At 72.6% G+C, this 16578-nt stretch carries 14 protein-coding genes; 10 read left to right on the top strand and 4 right to left on the bottom strand.

Annotated elements, in window-relative coordinates; genetic code table 11:
- The first annotated feature begins 67 nt into the window (after positions 1 to 67).
- Together ARTHRO9V_RS05300 and ARTHRO9V_RS05295 are read left to right on the top strand one after the other, a co-directional pair.
- Positions 68 to 1501: an MFS transporter gene (locus ARTHRO9V_RS05300; RefSeq protein ID WP_236557077.1), complete on the top strand. Its 1434-nt coding sequence runs from the start codon at positions 68 to 70 to the stop codon at positions 1499 to 1501.
- Between the two features lie 95 nt (positions 1502 to 1596).
- Positions 1597 to 2766 carry an acyltransferase gene (locus ARTHRO9V_RS05295; protein WP_159825974.1) on the top strand — a complete coding sequence of 390 codons (1170 nt, stop codon included), beginning with the start codon at positions 1597 to 1599 and terminating at the stop codon, positions 2764 to 2766.
- A 72-nt stretch (positions 2767 to 2838) separates the two neighbouring features.
- Here the strand turns inward: ARTHRO9V_RS05295 and ARTHRO9V_RS05290 are convergent, their stop codons facing one another.
- Together ARTHRO9V_RS05290 and ARTHRO9V_RS05285 are read right to left on the bottom strand one after the other, a co-directional pair.
- Entirely contained in the window at positions 2839 to 3441 is a 603-nt protein-coding gene (locus tag ARTHRO9V_RS05290) for a response regulator transcription factor (protein WP_159825972.1), read from the bottom strand.
- The gene (locus tag ARTHRO9V_RS05285) at positions 3438 to 4664 is read right to left on the bottom strand and encodes a sensor histidine kinase (RefSeq protein WP_159825970.1); all 1227 of its coding nucleotides are present in this window, start codon (positions 4662 to 4664) and stop codon (positions 3438 to 3440) included. The genes ARTHRO9V_RS05290 and ARTHRO9V_RS05285 overlap by 4 nt, the downstream gene beginning before the upstream one ends.
- Before the next feature lie 131 nt (positions 4665 to 4795).
- Between ARTHRO9V_RS05285 and ARTHRO9V_RS05280 the strand changes: the two genes are divergently transcribed.
- A complete protein-coding gene (locus tag ARTHRO9V_RS05280) occupies positions 4796 to 5737 on the top strand; it encodes an ABC transporter ATP-binding protein (RefSeq protein ID WP_159825968.1) in 942 nt (313 codons plus the stop codon).
- Positions 5738 to 5790: 53 nt separating this feature from the next.
- Positions 5791 to 6552: an ABC transporter permease gene (locus tag ARTHRO9V_RS05275; RefSeq protein ID WP_159825966.1), complete on the top strand. Its 762-nt coding sequence runs from the start codon at positions 5791 to 5793 to the stop codon at positions 6550 to 6552.
- A 144-nt stretch (positions 6553 to 6696) separates the two neighbouring features.
- On the opposite strand, the gene epsC is transcribed toward ARTHRO9V_RS05275, so the two are convergent.
- Together epsC and cysK are read right to left on the bottom strand one after the other, a co-directional pair.
- Complete coding sequence (epsC, locus tag ARTHRO9V_RS05270) at positions 6697 to 7248, bottom strand: serine O-acetyltransferase EpsC (protein ID WP_159825964.1); 552 nt, start codon at positions 7246 to 7248, stop codon at positions 6697 to 6699.
- Between the two features lies 1 nt (position 7249).
- Positions 7250 to 8188: a cysteine synthase A gene (cysK, locus tag ARTHRO9V_RS05265; RefSeq protein WP_056046838.1), complete on the bottom strand. Its 939-nt coding sequence runs from the start codon at positions 8186 to 8188 to the stop codon at positions 7250 to 7252.
- Between the two features lie 601 nt (positions 8189 to 8789).
- On the opposite strand from cysK, the gene ARTHRO9V_RS05260 reads away from it, so the two are divergent.
- Genes ARTHRO9V_RS05260 through ARTHRO9V_RS05235 form a run of 6 tightly spaced genes read left to right on the top strand, consistent with a single transcriptional unit; the run spans position 8790 to position 16520 of the window.
- Entirely contained in the window at positions 8790 to 10256 is a 1467-nt protein-coding gene (locus ARTHRO9V_RS05260; protein ID WP_159828470.1) for an ABC transporter substrate-binding protein, read from the top strand.
- Positions 10257 to 10260: 4 nt separating this feature from the next.
- Positions 10261 to 11214 carry an ABC transporter permease gene (locus tag ARTHRO9V_RS05255; RefSeq protein WP_056046871.1) on the top strand — a complete coding sequence of 318 codons (954 nt, stop codon included), beginning with the start codon at positions 10261 to 10263 and terminating at the stop codon, positions 11212 to 11214.
- Complete coding sequence (locus ARTHRO9V_RS05250; RefSeq protein ID WP_236556928.1) at positions 11211 to 12098, top strand: ABC transporter permease; 888 nt, start codon at positions 11211 to 11213, stop codon at positions 12096 to 12098. The genes ARTHRO9V_RS05255 and ARTHRO9V_RS05250 overlap by 4 nt, the downstream gene beginning before the upstream one ends.
- Before the next feature lie 7 nt (positions 12099 to 12105).
- Positions 12106 to 14067 (top strand): gamma-glutamyltransferase family protein, encoded by a 1962-nt coding sequence (locus ARTHRO9V_RS05245; protein WP_236556926.1) that lies wholly within the window; start codon positions 12106 to 12108, stop codon positions 14065 to 14067.
- On the top strand, positions 14051 to 15715 hold the full coding sequence (locus ARTHRO9V_RS05240) for an ABC transporter ATP-binding protein (protein WP_159825962.1): 1665 nt from the start codon (positions 14051 to 14053) through the stop codon (positions 15713 to 15715). The genes ARTHRO9V_RS05245 and ARTHRO9V_RS05240 overlap by 17 nt, the downstream gene beginning before the upstream one ends.
- A complete protein-coding gene (locus ARTHRO9V_RS05235) occupies positions 15696 to 16520 on the top strand; it encodes a GntR family transcriptional regulator (protein ID WP_200413342.1) in 825 nt (274 codons plus the stop codon). Before ARTHRO9V_RS05240 ends, ARTHRO9V_RS05235 begins: the two co-directional genes overlap by 20 nt.
- Positions 16521 to 16578 lie beyond the last annotated feature (58 nt).

Genomic DNA, 16578 nt, shown 5'->3' with positions numbered 1-16578 from the left:
CCCCGGCGGGCTGGCCGGCGCCACGTCGCCGTCCTCCCCCGGAGCGGGCGCCGGCCAGCCCGCCGGGGTGCCGCGTCACGCCTGGTACGCCCTCGTCGCCCTGCTCCTCGGCATGTTCATCGCCCTGCTCGACACGACGATCGTCAACGTCGCCCTGCCGACGATCCGCACGACGCTCGACGCCTCGGAGTCGACCCTGTCGTGGATCATCTCGGGGTACGCCCTCGCCTTCGGCCTCGCGTTGATCCCCGCCGGGCGCATCGGCGACCGCATCGGCCACAAGTGGGTCTACTTCACGGGAGTCCTCCTCTTCACGCTGGCGTCGCTCGCCTGTGGCCTCGCCCAGGACGACACCCAGCTCGTGGTGTTCCGCGTCGTGCAGGGCCTCGCCGGCGGCATCTTCGTGCCCGCCGTCACGGCGTTCATCCAGTTGCTGTTCCCCGGTCGCTCGCGGGGCAAGGCCTTCGCCATCATGGGTGCCGTGATCGGCGTCTCGTCGGCGCTCGGTCCGATCATCGGCGGCCTGATCATCCAGGCCTTCGGCGACGAGAACGGGTGGCGTCTCGTCTTCTACGTCAACCTGCCGTTCGGCATCATCACCCTCGTCGCCGCCGCCGTCCTGCTGCCCAAGCGTGACGAATCGGTGCCCCGTCCCGACCGCGGGCTCGACTGGATCGGCCTCGTGCTGGTCTCGGGCGCCTTCGTCGCCCTGCTCGTCCCGCTGATCCAGGGGCAGGACGAGGGCTGGCCGCTCTGGACCTACCTGACCATCGCCGCGGGCGTCGTGCTGCTCGCCCTGTTCGGCCTGTGGGAGGTCGCGTACACGAAGCGCGGCAAGACCCCCCTCGTCCCGCCGAAGCTGTTCGCGCACCCGTCGTTCACCGGTGGCGTCGTGCTCGCGCTCGTCTACTTCGCGGCCTTCACGAGCATCTTCTTCACGATCTCGCTGCTCTGGCAGTCGGGGCTCGGCCACAGCGCGTTGGCCTCGGGCGCCGTGGCGATCCCGTTCGCGGTGGGCAGCATCATCAGCTCGTCGCAGAGCAACCGCATCGCCGCCCGGCTCGGTCGCGGCGTGCTGATCCTCGGCACGGCCCTCGTCACCATCGGCCTCACCTGGATGTGGCTCGTGCTCGTCACGGTCGACGCCTCCGACCTGACCAACTGGATGCTGCTGGTCCCGCTGCTGCTCGCCGGCCTCGGCAACGGCTTCTTCATCGCGCCGAACGTCCAGTTCATCGTCGCGACGGTCGACCGGCAGGACGCCGGCTCGGCCAGCGCCGTCATCTCGGCGATCCAGCGCATCGGGTCGGCCGTGGGCATCGCGATCATCGGCAGCGTGCTCTTCGGCACGCTGACCATCTCGGGCCGCACGCCGGCCGACGTCGCCACCGGCTTCACCGACGCGGCGGCCCACGCCATGCTCGTCAGCGCGATCTTCGCCCTGGCCTCGTTCGTGCTCGTGTTCGCCCTGCCGCGTCGCGTCCCGCAGCAGCGCGGATAGCGCCGTCCGGGCGCCGCCACGCGCGGGTGGGGCCGGGATGCGGACCCGGCCCCCTCGTTCGGGCGGCACCAAGGAAGGTGAGGCACACTGCAACGATGCCCTCAGCCCTGCCGACCACAGAGCCGACCGTCCGCCCCGTCTCGACGACCCGTCGAGACCGGGTGCTGCCCCTCGACGGCCTGCGCACGCTGGCCATCGCCCTCGTCGTGCTCTACCACCTGCACGTGCCGGGCTTCGGCAGCGGTTTCGTGGGCGTGAACGTCTTCTTCGTGCTGTCGGGCTACCTGATCACCACGTTGCTGCTGCGCGAGCACGCGTCGACGGGACGCATCCGGCTCGGCCGGTTCTGGGTCCGCCGCCTCTTGCGGCTCTACCCGACGCTGCTCGCCGTCGTCGTGGTGGGCGTCTCGCTGTGGTGGCTCGTGGGTGACTACCAGGGCTCGACCCTCGGCCCGGTCGGTGCCGCCCTGATCGCCCTCACCTACACCGGCAACGTCGCCCGGGCGTTCTTCGACACCTCGCAGGGCGTCTTCGCGCCGATGTGGAGCCTGTCGATGGAAGAGCAGTTCTACCTCGTCTGGCCGCCGGTGCTGGTGCTGCTGCTCGCCGTCGCGGTCAGGCGCAAGGCCCTGGTCGCCGGCCTCTCGGTGGTCGTGGTCGCCTCGGCCGTCGCCACCTGGTTCCTCTACGACCGCCCCTCGGGCGGTGCGACCCCCGACATCTACTTCAGCCCCGTCCTCAACGTGGCCCCCCTGCTGATGGGCTGCGTGCTCGCGGTCGTCCTGCGGTCCGACCGCGTGCGGGCAGCCCTCGCCGGCCACTGGGGAGCCCTCGCCACCTGGCTCGGATTCGCCGGGGTCGTGGGGTCGCTCTTCGTCATCGGATCGGGGTGGCAGCAGAGCGTCCTCACCTTCGCGGTCGCGTTGCCCGCCGTGGGCCTGGCCTCGATGCTCCTGATCGGTGGTCTCGTCACGGCGTCGTCCCCCGTCGCCTGGGTGCTGTCCCTGGCACCGGTCGCCTGGTTCGGACGGGCCGTCTCGTACCCGCTCTACCTCTGGCACGTCGTCTTCATCGCCCTCGTCGAACCGTACGTGCAGGGTGCGCTCGGCGTCGTCCTCGTGCTCGCGGCGGCGATCGGCACGTCCGTTCTCTCGCACCACTTCGTGGAGAAACCGGCCCTCGCGCTGAAGGGCCGTTTCGAGCCCCGGGAGCCTCGCCGCGCCTCCTCGACCGTCTCACGCGACCGCGAGCTCACGAACGCCTGACGCCTGACTTCGGGCGCCTGACGCCGGGTGCGGGCGCCTGACGCATGGCGCCTCGCGCCGGGCGGGCCGGGGTCAGAGCCAGCCGCGCTCGCGCGCGACCCGGGCGGCGGCGTGCCGCGACGAACTGCCGGTCTTCTGCATCGCCGACGACAGGTAGTTGCGCACCGTGCCGGACGCGAGGTGCAGCCGGGCGCTGATCTCGCGCACCGAGAAGCCGTCGGTCGTCAGTCGCAACGTGTCGAGCTCGCGCTCGGTCAGCGGGCAGTCGTCCATCATCGCCGAGGCCGAGATGTCGGCGTCGATGTAGCGGCGGCCGTCGTGCACCTGCACGATCACCCGTTCGAGCTCGTCGGGGTCGACCGACTTCGGCAGGAACCCCCGCACCCCGGCACGGAGGGCACGACGGAGCACGCCGGGGCGGCCGTGACGGGTCAGCAGCACGACCGCCTGGTCGGGTCGTCGACCCAGGATCGCGATCGCCGCGTCGATGCCGTCCATGCCGGGCATCTCGAGGTCGAGCAGCACGACGTCGGGCTCGTGGAGCGCGGCGAGGGCCACGGCCTCGGCACCGTCGGCGGCCTGGGCGACGACGGTGATCGTGTCGCTCAGGTCGAGCAGGGCGGCGATCGATCGACGCAGCAGGGTCTCGTCGTCGGCGAGCAACACCCGGATCATGCGGGCCCCGTGCCGGTCGACGCTCCGGTCGACGCCCCGGTCGATGCCGCGGGGGCCGCCCCGGCCCGTGTCGCCGTCGGCCGGGATGCTCCGCCGGCTCCCGTCGCCGTCGCCCTCGCCTCGACCCGGAACCGGCCGTTCTCGAGCCGGGTGGTCACCGTGCCGCCGACCGCGGCGAATCTCTCGCCGAGACGGGCGAGGCCGCTGAGTCCGCGCAGGGGCTCGGGGGCACCGTCGTTGACGACCTCGACCGACTCGGGGCCGAGCACGATGGAGACCCGCTCCGCCTGGGCGTGACGCAGCACGTTCGTCGTGGCCTCACGCACGACGTGGCCGAAGAGGTCGTCGGCCGGGTGACCGACGGGAGGGACGCCCGTGACCTCGAGCTCGATGCCCGCCGCCCGGATCAGTTCGGCCGAGTTGGCCAGTTCGCCGGCGAGCGTGAGCGTGCGTTCGCCGTAGGCCAGCCGACGGGTCTCGGCGATCGTCTGCACGATCAGCTGCTCGGCCTCGCGGAGGTGCCGTCGCGCGGCGGCCGGGTCGCGGTCCAGGGTCTTGTCGGCCAACTGCAGCTGCAGGCGACCGACGTGCAGGGCCTGCCCCTGGATGTCGTGCAGGTCGACCGAGAACCGGTACCGCTCGCGCATCACGGCGAGCTCGGACTGGGTCTCGCGGGCCGCGTCGATCTCGAGGTACAGGTCGAACCCGTACCGGTTCAGCCGACAGATCCCGTAGAGCGACAGCAGGCCGATCACGACCACCGTCGACAGCCCCACGAGCGGTGCGGCCGCGTCGACCTCGACGACCACCACGGGCACGAGCGCCGCGACCACGGCGGCGACGACCCATCGCCAGGAGGCGGACGGGGGCGTCGTCGCCAGGTACCCGACCGTGAGGCCGAAGGGGAAGAGCAGCAGGGCGTTGTGCCCGCCGAGCGGGACCGCCAGCCAGACGAGGTACGAGACGACGAGACCGGCGACGGCCAACGGCACGGGTGGGCGGCGTTCCCAGAAGAACGAGTGGGCCGTGACGAGAGCCCCCGCGGCGCCAGAGGCCGCCACCAACCACCAGGAGGTGCCCTCGGCCACCAGCGTCACGACCAGGACGAGGGTGGTGAAGAGCGCGAGCGCCACGAACGACCACGTGACGTACCGCCGCATGCGCGCGAGCGGGGGCAGGTGGCCGCCCGGTCGAGGACGCACGGCCAGCGGGAGGTGGGGCATGCGACCACGCTAACGGAGGCCGCCGACGCACGGAGGTGCCCGATGTCACGGCCGAGCATGACCGATGTCACACGGCACGGGTGGCACGCCGGCACTACCCGTCGTCCGCCCGGCACGAGATCGTCGAGGTCATGACGAACTCCACCGACACCACGCCCCGACCGGCCGTCGCGCCCGGCTCCGCCGAGCGCGGCGACGCCGTCATCTCGACGCACGGCCTCCGCTGTTCGTACGGCTCGTTCACCGCCGTCGACGGCCTCGACCTGACCGTCCACCGCGGCGAGCTGTACGCGCTCCTCGGCACGAACGGTGCCGGCAAGACCACCACGCTCGAGGTGCTCGAAGGGCATCGCACGGCCGACGCGGGCCGGGTCGAGGTGCTCGGCGGCGATCCGACCGACCGGGGGCGCATCCGACCGCGCATCGGCACGATGTTGCAGGACTCGGGCCTCGCCCCCGAGCTCACCGTGCGCGAGAGCGTCCAGCTGTCGGGCGCCGTCTCGGGTCGCGACGACGACGTCGACCGCGTGCTCGGCCTCGTCGGCGTCGACCACAAGGCCTCGGCCCGGGTCGCCCGGCTCTCGGGCGGCGAACGACGGCGGGTCGACTTCGCGGCGGCCGTCTGGGGCACGCCCGAGCTGATCTTCCTCGACGAACCCACCACGGGGCTCGACCCTGCGGCACGGGACGCACTCTGGGCCGTGGTCGCCGGACTCCGGGAGGCGGGGGTCACCTTCGTCCTGACCACCCACTACCTCGAGGAAGCCGCCGAGAACGCCGACCGCATCGGTCTGATGCACCGCGGGCGCATCCGCCGCGAAGGGACCGTCGCCGACCTCACCGCCGGCAGCACGACCTCCATCCGCTTCGTCGCCCCCGGCCCGCTGGACGGCCTCCCGCTGCAGGTCGCCCGGACCGAGAACGACCTCGTCGTGATCGAGACCGACGACGCCCAGCGCGACCTCGGGGCGTTGCTCGGCTGGGCGGCCGACGCCGATCGCCCGTTGGCCCGTCTCACGGTGCACGAGTCGGGACTCGACGACGTGTTCCGCGACCTCGGACGCGCCTCCTGACCGTCGACCGTCGCCGACTCCGCTCCCCACGCCCCTCTCCGAAAGGACATCCCATGACCACCGTGACCCGTCCCTCCCCCACCCGGTCGGCAGGCTCGCGACGTCGTTCCGGCCCGCTCGCCATCGCCCTCGCCGAGCTGCGCATGCTCGTGCGCAACCGCACCGTCGCCCTCTGCGCCCTGCTGCTGCCCCTCGGCTTCGGGGCCCTCACCTACGCCTTCGACTCGTACGGCACCGCCGGCATGCTCGCCGGCGTGCAGATCATCGGCATGGTGGGCCTCGGCGTCTACGTCACCGCGACGACCACCCTCGCGGCCCGTCGACAGTCCCTGTACCTGAAGCGGCTGCGCAGCGGGTCCGTCGGCGACGCGGGCATCATCGCCGGGCTCGTGCTGCCCGTCGTGGCGGTCAGCGTCGCGCAACTCGTCATCGTGCTCGGTGTGCTCGCGCTCCGCGAGCCCCCGGTGCACCCCGGGCTGCTGATCGTGGCCGTCCTGATCGCCGAGGCCATGTTCGCCGGCTTCGCCCTGGCCACGGCCGGCTTCAGCACCTCGCCCGAGCACGCGCAGTACACGACCATGCCGCTCTACCTGATCACGCTCGGGGTGGCGATCTGGTGGACGGTCACGGGTGCCGACGACCTGCTCTGGCTCAAGCGCATCCTGCCCGGGGGCGGACTGATGGAACTGATCACCCTCGCCTGGAACGGCGGCGACCTGTCGCTCGTGTCCGTGCTGCTGGCACCGACGCTGGTCTGGGCCGCCCTTGGAGCCCTCGCGGCCACGAAGGCCTTCCGATGGGAACCCCGGCACTGAGCGGCCATCGGCCCCGACCAAGTCCCCGGGCCGACGCGCGATCGTCAGGGCCGACGCGGCCGGGTCAGGGCTGGCGCGGCCGGGTCAGGGCCGACGCGGCCGGGCCAGGGCCGACGCGGTCGGGTCAGGGCCGGCGCGGCCGGGTCAGGGTCGACGCGGCCGGGCGACGGCGGGCACGCCCACCGCGACCGACCCGGCCGGGACGTCCTTGGTCACGACCGCGTTGGCCCCGACGACGCTGCCGCTGCCCACGGTGACGCCACCGAGCACGGCGGCCCCGGCACCGATCATCACGCCGTCACCGATGGTGGGGTGCCGGCGGCCGAGCGCGCCTCCGCGTCCCTTGCCCCCGAGGGTCACTCCGTGGAAGATCGTGCAGTCGTCACCGACGACCGCAGTCTCGCCGATCACCACGCCCATGCCGTGGTCGATGAACAGGCGGGCCCCGAGGCGGGCCCCGGGGTGGATCTCGACGCCGGTCAGCGATCGGACCATCTGCGACAGCAGGCGGGCGGCGAACCGCGACCCGAGGAGGCGCGGTGCCGGCCCCGCACGCCACAGTCGCGAGGTCACGCGGTGCGCCCACACCGCGTGCAGGCCCGAGTAGACGAGGGCGGTCTCGAGGCGTCCTCGGGCAGCCGGGTCGCGCCTCCGGACGGTGTCGAGGTCCTCGCGGAGGCGCGCGACCAACCGCACCCTAGGCGTCCGCGAGGTCCTGAAACAGCACGGTCGACAGGTAACGCTCTCCGGTGTCGCAGACGATGGCGACGATGCGCTTGCCGGCGTTCTCGGGTCGCTTCGCGATCTCGAGTGCGGCGTGGATGATCGCCCCCGACGAGATGCCCGAGAGGATGCCTTCCTTCGTGGCGAGGTCGCGCGCGACGCGCAGGGCGTCGTCGAGCTGCACGGGGAACACCTCGTCGATCTGCGAGCGGTCGAGCACCTCGGGCACGAAGTTCGCCCCGATGCCCTGGATCTTGTGCGGGCCGGCCTTGCCCTCGCTCAGCAGGGGCGAGTCGGCGGGCTCGACCGCGACGACCTTCACACCGGGGACCTTCTCGTGCAGCACCTGACCGACGCCCGTGATGGTGCCGCCGGTCCCGACGCCCGCCACGAAGAAGTCGATCTTCCCGTCGGTGTCGCGCAGGATCTCGGGCGCGGTCGTGCGGCGGTGGATCTCGGCGTTGGCCTGCGTCTCGAACTGCTGGGCCCAGATCGCGTTCTCGGTCTCGGCCGCGATCTGCTTGGCGCGTTCGACGGCGCCCTTCATGCCCTCGGGTCCGGGGGTCAGCACGATCGTCGCGCCGTAGGCCTTCATGACGGTGCGTCGTTCGACGCTCATCGTCTCGGGCATCGTGACGATCACCCGGTAGCCGCGGGCGGCGCCGACCAGGGCCAACGAGATGCCCGTGTTGCCACTCGAGCCCTCGACGATCGTGCCGCCGGGCTTCAGGTCGCCGGAGGCCTCGGCCGCGTCGACGATGGCGACGCCGAGACGGTCCTTCACGCTGGCCCCCGGGTTGTAGAACTCGAGCTTGGCCAGCACCTCGGCCCCGCCCTCGGCGGGCAGCGAGTTGAGCTTGACGAGCGGGGTGTTGCCGAAGGCCGAGGTGATGTCGGCGTGGATTCCGGGCATGCGCGGGTCTCTTCCGTGAACGGGGGTCTGTGCGGACGGATCGATGCTCATCTTAGGCAGCCGTCCTGCACCGTCCCCCTGTGTGTCCCCGAGCGACGTGTGCGTCCCCCGCCGCCCGCCTGGGTGCTGTCCCTGGCACCGGTCGCCTGGTTCGGACGGGCCGTCTCGTACCCGCTCTACCTCTGGCACGTCGTCTTCATCGCCCTCGTCGAACCGTACGTGCAGGGTGCGCTCGGCGTCGTCCTCGTGCTCGCGGCGGCGATCGGCACGTCCGTTCTCTCGCACCACTTCGTGGAGAAACCGGCCCTCGCGCTGAAGGGCCGTTTCGAGCCCCGGGAGCCTCNGCGCGGGACGCGCTCGCGGCGCGTCCCGCGCCGCGAGCGCGACCCGCGCCGCGAGCGCGTCCCGCGCCGCGAGCTCCCCGGCCGGGCGTCGCCGCCTGCGCCGGGCCCTCGCGCTGCCGGCCCTCGTCGCCGCCGCGACGCTCGCCCTGACGGCCTGCGTCCCGCAGCAACCCGCCGGGACGAACCCGCCCGACAAGACCGACGTGACCACCGCGCCGATCGGCGACCGGACCATCGTCGAGGGGGGCGACCTGGTGATGGCGCTGTCCGCCGAGCCGGACGCCCTCGACCCCACCACGTCGTCGTCGCTCTACACGCGCTACGTCATGGAGACCGTGTGCCAGAAGCTGTACGACATCGACGCCGAGGGTGACCTCGTGCCGCTGCTGGCGACCGAGCTGCCGACGCTGTCGGACGGCGGGTTGACGGTCGACATCCCCGTGCGCACCGACGCCGTGTTCGCGGACGGCACCCCGTTGGACGCCCAGGCCGTCGTCACGACGCTGCGTCGTCACCTCGACAAGCCCGACTCGTCGCGGGCCAGCGAGCTCGGCCCGGTGACCGGGGTCGAGGCCCTCGACGACGACACGGTGCGCCTGACCTACGAGCGCCCCTTCGCCCCGCTCACCGCGGCCCTCGCCGACCGCGCGGGGATGATCATGTCCCCGACGGCGCTCGAGGCCGAGGGCGACGACTTCGGCGACGCCCCGGTCTGCGTGGGCCCCTTCAAGTTCGTCGACCGCGTGCCGCAGACCTCGATCTCGGTCGAGCGCGACCCGCTGTACTACGACGCCGAGGACGTGCACCTCGACTCGATCACCTACCGCATCATCACCGACGCGAGCATCCGTGCGGCGAACGTCCGTGCGGGTGACGTGCAGGTCGCCGACTCGATGTCGACGATGGACGTCGACTCCCTCATGGCGGACGACGGCCTCACGGTGCTGCAGGTCGGTTCGTTCGGCTACCAGGGCATCACCGTGAACATCGGCAACCAGGACGGCGTCGGGACCGACCCCGTCCAGATCGACACCCCCTTGGCGAGCGACGTGCGCGTCCGTCAGGCGCTGGCCATGTCGATCGACCGGGACGCGCTGGTCCAGAGCGTCTTCGGCGGGTGGAACGACACCGCCTGCTCGCCGATCCCGCCGACGAGTCCGTTCGCCACCGATGCCAGCGACGCGTGCCCGGGCTACGACCCCGAGGGGGCCAAGCGCCTCCTCGCCGAGGCGGGGGTGACGACGCCCTACGAGATCGAGATCCAGGCCAGCAACAACGCCGACACGCTGCGCCTCGCCCAGGCGTTGCAGGCCCAGGTCGCCGACGGCGGGTTCCGCCTGTCGATCACCCCGGTCGAGTACTCGACCCTGCTCGACGTCCAGTCGCGCGGCGACTTCGACGCGCTGCAGCTCGGCTGGTCGGGCCGCGTCGACCCGAACGGCAACATGGTGAACTTCCTGCGCACCGGTGGCGGCAACAACTACTCGGGCTACAGCAACCCCCGGGTCGACGAGCTGCTGGCCGACGCCGCCGCGTCCATCGACGTCGACGAGCGTGCGGCGCTCTACGGCGAGGCCGTGACGCAGGTGCAGGAGGACGAACCGCTGATCTACCTGTACCGCACCCGCAGCCTGACCGCGCTGACGAACGAGGTCGCCGGGGTGTCCACCTACGCCGACGGCGTCGTACGGCTCAGCAACGCCGCGTTCGTCGAGGGGGAGTGACCTGATGACCCGTTACCTGTTCACCCGGCTGTGGCAGTCGGCCGTCACGCTCGTGATCGCCTCGATCGTCGTGTTCTGGGGCGTGCGCCAGCTGCCCGGCGACCCGGCACTGGCCCTCGCCGGAGAAGAGGCGACGCCCGAGCGCGTCGCCGCGATCCGGGCCGACCTCGGCCTCGACGACTCGCTGCTGGTGCAGTACGGCCGGTTCGTCGGCAACTTCGTCCGCGGCGACTTCGGTGAGTCCACCCGCACCGGCACCCCGGTCACCGAGTTGATCGGGGCCACCCTGCCGGTGACGCTGTGGCTCGCCCTCTACGCGATCGTGGTCGCCGTCGTCGTGGGCGTCGCCCTCGGCGTCGTCGCCGAGCGCTACCGCGGACGCTGGCCCGAGTGGATGGCCAACGCCGCCGCCCTGGTCGGTCTGTCGGTGCCGAACTTCTGGCTCGGCATCCTGGCGATCCTCTGGCTCGCGGCGGGCCTCGGCCTGTTCCCGGCGTCGGGCTACGTGCCGGTGGCCGAGAACCCGGCGAGCGCGTTCTACCACCTGACCCTGCCGGCGCTGATCCTCGGCACGAGCCTCGCCGCGGTCATCATGCGGCAGACCCGGGCCTCGATGATCGAGACGATGAAGACCGACTACGTGCGCACCGCGCGGGCCAAGGGGCTCGGGCGCGGGCGGGTGCTGATGCGCTACGGCCTGCGCAACTCGATGATCGTGGTCGTCACGATCGTCGGCCTGCAACTCGGCGGCCTGATCTCGGGCGCCGTGGTGACGGAGCGCATCTTCGCGCTGCCGGGCTTCGGCAAGCTCACGCTCGACTCGGTGTTCACCCGTGACTACCCCGTGATCCAGGCCGTCGTGCTGATCATCACGGTCGGTTACATCCTGATCAACCTGGCGGTGGACGTCCTGTACTCCGTCATCAACCCGCGCATCAGGGTAGGAGGCGCATCGTGACCGTCATCGAGACACCCACCGCCGCAGGGGCGGGCCTCGGGTCGGGGCGGGGACGCGTCTGGCGCGGCCTCGTCCGCAACAAGCTCGGCGTCACGGGCGGCGTCATGCTGCTCGTCGTCCTCGTGGCCGGCCTCGCCGCGCCCCTCATCGCCCCGTACGACCCGACCCGGGTGAACTTCGAGCTGCCGTTCCAGGTGCCGGGCACGGTCGGCTACGTGCTCGGCACGGACGACCTCGGCCGCGACATCCTCTCGCGCACCGTCTACGGCATCCGCGTCTCGCTGCAGGTCGGCGTGCTGTCGGTGCTGCTGGCCGTGGTGGTCGGCACGCCGCTCGGGTTGCTGGCCGGCTACTGGCGGTGGCTCGACGGCGTGATCTCGCGCCTCACGGACGTCATGCTGGCGTTCCCGTTCCTGATCATCGCCGTCGCGCTCGCCGCGATCAGCGGTCCGAGCCTGACGAACGCGGTGGTCGCCCTCGGCATCGCGCAGGTGCCGACGATGATCCGCGTGGTGCGCGGCGAGACGCTCCGCATCAAGTCGACCGACTTCGTCCTCGCCGCGACGACCATGGACGCCTCGGGGCTGCGGGTGATCTTCCAGCACGTCCTGCCGAACTGCGTCTCGGCGATCATCGTCCAGGCGACGGTCATCATGCCGGTCGCCGTGATCGGCGAGGCCCTCCTGTCGTTCCTCGGGCTGGGCATCCAGCCGCCGACGGCGAGTCTCGGCATCATGCTCAGCGACGCGCAGCAGTACCTGGCCAAGGCGCCCTTCGCGGCCGTCGTGCCGGGTCTCGCGATCGCCGTGATCTGCCTCGGCTTCAACCTGTTCGGCGACGCCCTGCGCGACGCCCTCGACCCCACCGCCAGCGACCGGAAGTGACCCCCTCGTGACCTACACCACCCCTGACGAGTTCGTCACCCGCCCCGACCTGCGCGGCACCTTCGGCATGACGTCGTCGACGCACTGGCTGGCGACGGCCTCGGCCCAGTCGGTCCTCGAGCGCGGCGGCAACGCCTTCGACGCGGCCGTCGCGGGCGCCTTCGTCCTGCACGTCGTCGAGCCGCACCTCAACGGTCCCGGCGGCGACCTCACGGCGATCTACGCCACGGCCGAGGCCCCCGACGCGCCGACCGTGCTCGTCGGCCAGGGCCCCGCCCCGGCCGGGGCCACCCGCGAGCACTACCTTGCCGAGGGCCTCGAGCTCGTCCCCGGGTCGGGAGCCCTCGCGGCCGCCGTCCCCGGCGCCGTCGACGCCTGGCTGAAGCTGCTGGCCGAGCACGGCACCTGGTCCCTGGCCGACGTCCTGGCCTACGCGATCGGCTACGCCCGCGACGGCCACCCGATCGTGGCGCGCGTGGCGTCGACCATCGAGACCGTCGCCGACCTGTTCACCAAGCACTGGCCCACCTCCGCCGCCCAGTGGATGCCGGGTGGCGAGGTACCCCGTGAGGGCGACCTGCTGACGAACCCCGCCTACGCGGCCGTGCTCGACGAGTTGGTCGCGGCGGGCGAGGCCCTCGGCCCCGAGGCGTCCCGCGAGTCGAAGATCGAGGAGGCGCGGGTCGAGTGGGGCAGCGGACACGTCGCGCAGGCGATCGACGCGTTCGTCCGCACTCCGCACCGTCACTCGTCGGGCACCGACCACGCGGGCGTGGTCACGGCCGCCGACCTCGCCGCCTTCCGGGCCACGACCGAGCCGGCGACCACGATCGAGTTCCGCGGCCACACCGTCGCCAAGACCGGCGCCTGGGGTCAGGGTCCCGCCCTGCTGCAGGTGCTGGCGCTGCTCGAGCCGCTCGACGACGCCCTGCTCGACCCGTCGACCGCCGACGGCGCCCACACCATCGTCGAGGCGCAGAAGCTCGCGATGGCCGATCGCGAGGCCTGGTACGGCCCCGGGGACGTGCCGCTCGACGTCCTGCTGTCCGCGGACTACGCCGACCGGCGTCGCGCCCTGATCGGCGAGCGGGCGTCGCACGAGCTGCGACCGGGCGACGTCCCGGGGCGCGAACCGTTCGCCCTGCCCACGATGCGCACCGAGTACCTGCCACCCGCGCTCAGCGAGGCACCCGCCGGCGTCGGCGAGCCCACCGTCGCCGCCCCCGGTCGGGCACCGGTTCGCGCCGACGCGGCCGACGCAGCCGACGCAGCCGACGCAGCCGTCGCACCCGTCGCACCGACCGAGGACGCCCCGACGACCGCCACCGCGCCTCCTGCCGACCGTCTGGCCGAGCCGTTCACCGAGCCCACCGGCGAGACGCGCGGCGACACCTGCCACCTCGACGTCGTCGACCGCTGGGGCAACGTCGTGTCGGCGACGCCGTCGGGCGGCTGGTTGCAGTCGTCGCCGACGATCCCCGAGCTCGGCTTCTGCCTCGGCAGCCGGCTGCAGATGTCGTGGCTCGACGAGGGCACGGCGTCGACGCTCGCACCCGGCACCCGCCCGCGCACCACGCTGACGCCCACGCTCGTGCTGAAGGACGGCGAGCCCGTCGTCGCGCTCGGTTCGCCCGGCGGCGACCAGCAGGACCAGTGGCAGCTGCTCTACCTGCTGCGCACGATCGTCGGCGGCTACACCCCGCAGCAGGCGATCGACGCCCCGGCCCTGCACACCACGTCGTTCCCGGGCAGCTTCTGGCCGCGCACCTGGGAGCCCGGTGGCGTCGTGGTCGAGGACCGCCTGGGCGACGACGTCATCGACGCGCTGGTCGCCCGCGGCCATGTCGTCACCCGCGCCGGCGGTTGGTCCCTGGGCCGGCTGTCCAGCGTGTCGCGAGACCCCGAGACCGGTGTGCTCTCCGCCGCCGCCAACCCCCGAGGAGCCCAGGCCTATGCCGCAGGACGCTGAGAACCCGACCTCCCCCCTGCTGAGCGTGCGCGACCTTCGCGTCTCGTTCGGCGACACCCCCGCCGTCCACGGCGTCGACCTCGACGTCCTGCCGGGCGAGCGGGTGGCGATCGTCGGCCAGTCCGGCTCGGGCAAGTCGACGGTGGTCGCCGCCATCCTGCGCCTGCTGCCCGGGGCCGGCCACATCACGGGTGGCACGATCGAGCTGGCGGGGCCCGACGGCGGCACCCTCGACCTCGCGCAGGCGACCGAGGCCCCCATGCGTCAGGTGCGCGGCGCCCGGATCGGCCTCGTGCCGCAGGACCCGTCGACCAACCTCAACCCGTCGATGAAGGTCGGCGCGCAGATCGCCGACGCGCTGCGCACCCACGGCCTCCGCGGCCACGACGAGGTCCAGCGCCGCGTCGTCGCGCTGATGAGCGAGGCGGGCATCCCCGAGGCCGAGCGCCGGGCGGGGCAGTTCCCCCACGAGTTCTCGGGCGGCATGCGCCAGCGCGTGCTCATCGCGATCGCCCTGGCACGGGAGCCGCAGCTGCTCATCGCCGACGAGCCGACCAGCGCGCTCGACGTGACGGTGCAGCGGCAGATCCTGAACCACCTGCAGACGCTGGTCGAGAGTCGTGGCACCTCCCTGCTCTTCATCACCCACGACCTGGGGCTCGCCGCCGACCGCACCGACCGCATCGTCGTGATGCTCGAGGGACGCGTCGTCGAGCAGGGCACGCCCGAGCAGATCCTGCGTCGCCCGCAGCACGAGTACACGAAGCGCCTCGTCGCGGCGGCGCCGACGCTGGCCTCGGCCACCGCCCTCCGTCGCGGCGAGACCGTCCTCGACGAGGCGACGGACGCGAAGGAGGCGCGGGTCGACCCGATCCTGACCGTCACCGACCTGGTCAAGGAGTTCCGCCTCCGTGGTCGCCGTGGCGAGCAGGTGCGGGCCGTCGACCACGTCTCGTTCGAGGTGCCGCGCGGCACCACGACGGCGATCGTGGGGGAGTCCGGCTCGGGCAAGACGACCGTGGCCCGCATCGTGCTCGGCCTCGAGTCGGCGACGAGCGGGTCGGCCTTGATCGACGGCGAGAGCATCACGACGAGCCGCGGTGCGTCCCGTCGCGCGCTGCGTCGCCGGGTGCAGCCCGTCTTCCAGGACCCCTACGGTTCGCTCGACCCGACCTCCAGCGTCGAGCGGCTGATCGACGAGCCGTTGCGCATCTTCGGCGTCGGCGACCGTGCCTCGCGTCGGCACCGGGTCGCCGAGCTGCTCGACCAGGTCGCCCTGCCGCGGTCGGTCGCGCAGAGCCGTCCGAACGAGTTGTCCGGCGGGCAGCGTCAGCGCGTGGCCATCGCCCGGGCGCTGGCGCTCGAGCCCGAGCTGCTCATCTGCGACGAGGCCGTCTCGGCGCTCGACGTGCTCGTCCAGGAGCAGATCCTCGAGCTGCTCGGCGACCTGCAGCGTCGGCTCGGCCTCAGCTACCTGTTCATCACGCACGACCTGGCGGTCGTGAGGCAGATCGCCCACGACGTGGTGGTGATGCGCAAGGGCGCCGTGGTCGAGCGCGGTAGCGTCGACGACATCTTCTTGTCGCCCCGTGCCGAGTACACGACCGAACTGTTGGGAGCCATCCCCGGTGCCAGCCTCGCCCTCTGAGGGCCCGACGCCCGTCGTCCTCGTCGACGCCCTGCGTCGCGAGATCGTCGAGGGCGCCCTCGTGCCGGGGACGCGCATCACCGAGGCGTCGGTCGCTCGCCGCCACGGCGTCTCGCGCGTCCCGGTGCGTGAGGCGCTGCGGGCGCTCGAGGCCGAGGGGTTCGTCGAGTCGACGCCGCACGTGGGCAGCCGGGTCGCGGCGATCCCGGTCGACGAGGCCGACGACCTCTTCGCCGTCCGCGAGGCCCTCGAGATCTCGACCGCGCGACGCGCCGCCCTGCGGGCCCGCGAGCTGTTCGGCGAGCCGCGGCCGCCCGAGGACTGGTGGCGCACGCGGCGCGTGCTCGGCCAGCTGCTCGACGACGGGGACGCCGCCGTCGAGGCCGGCGACCTCGACCGTCTCGTCGAACTCAACGACCGGTTCCACGTGGGCGTGGCGCAGCTGAGCGGGAGCGCCACCCTGGCCACCCTGCTGCGCCAGCTGTCGAACAAGATCGAGTGGCTGTACGCCCTCGACACCTTCTCGCGAGGCAAGCGGCTCTGGCCCGACCACCGACGCATCCTCGCGGCGATCGACGCCGGCGACGAGGCCGGGGCCGCCGAGCTGATGGGCTGGCACGTGCGCGAGTCGCGCATCGGGTTCCTCGCCCGCACCGAGCCGGCCGACCGCGTGGCCGACCTGCGGGCCACTCCGCCCGCCCTGCCGCCGACCATCCCGACGCCGACCATCCCGACGCCCACGATCTCGACGCCGGAGGCCCCCACGCCGACCACCTCGACGGCGGCGGCGGCCCCTCCGGCCTGACCCGCGCCTCCTCGGCTCGAGGGCGGGTCGACTGCATCGACTGCACGTTCTCAGGCAT

Source organism: Frigoribacterium sp. 9N (assembly GCF_902506305.1).
Lineage (GTDB): Bacteria > Actinomycetota > Actinomycetes > Actinomycetales > Microbacteriaceae > Frigoribacterium.
This window is presented reverse-complemented; position numbering and strand designations above follow the sequence as displayed.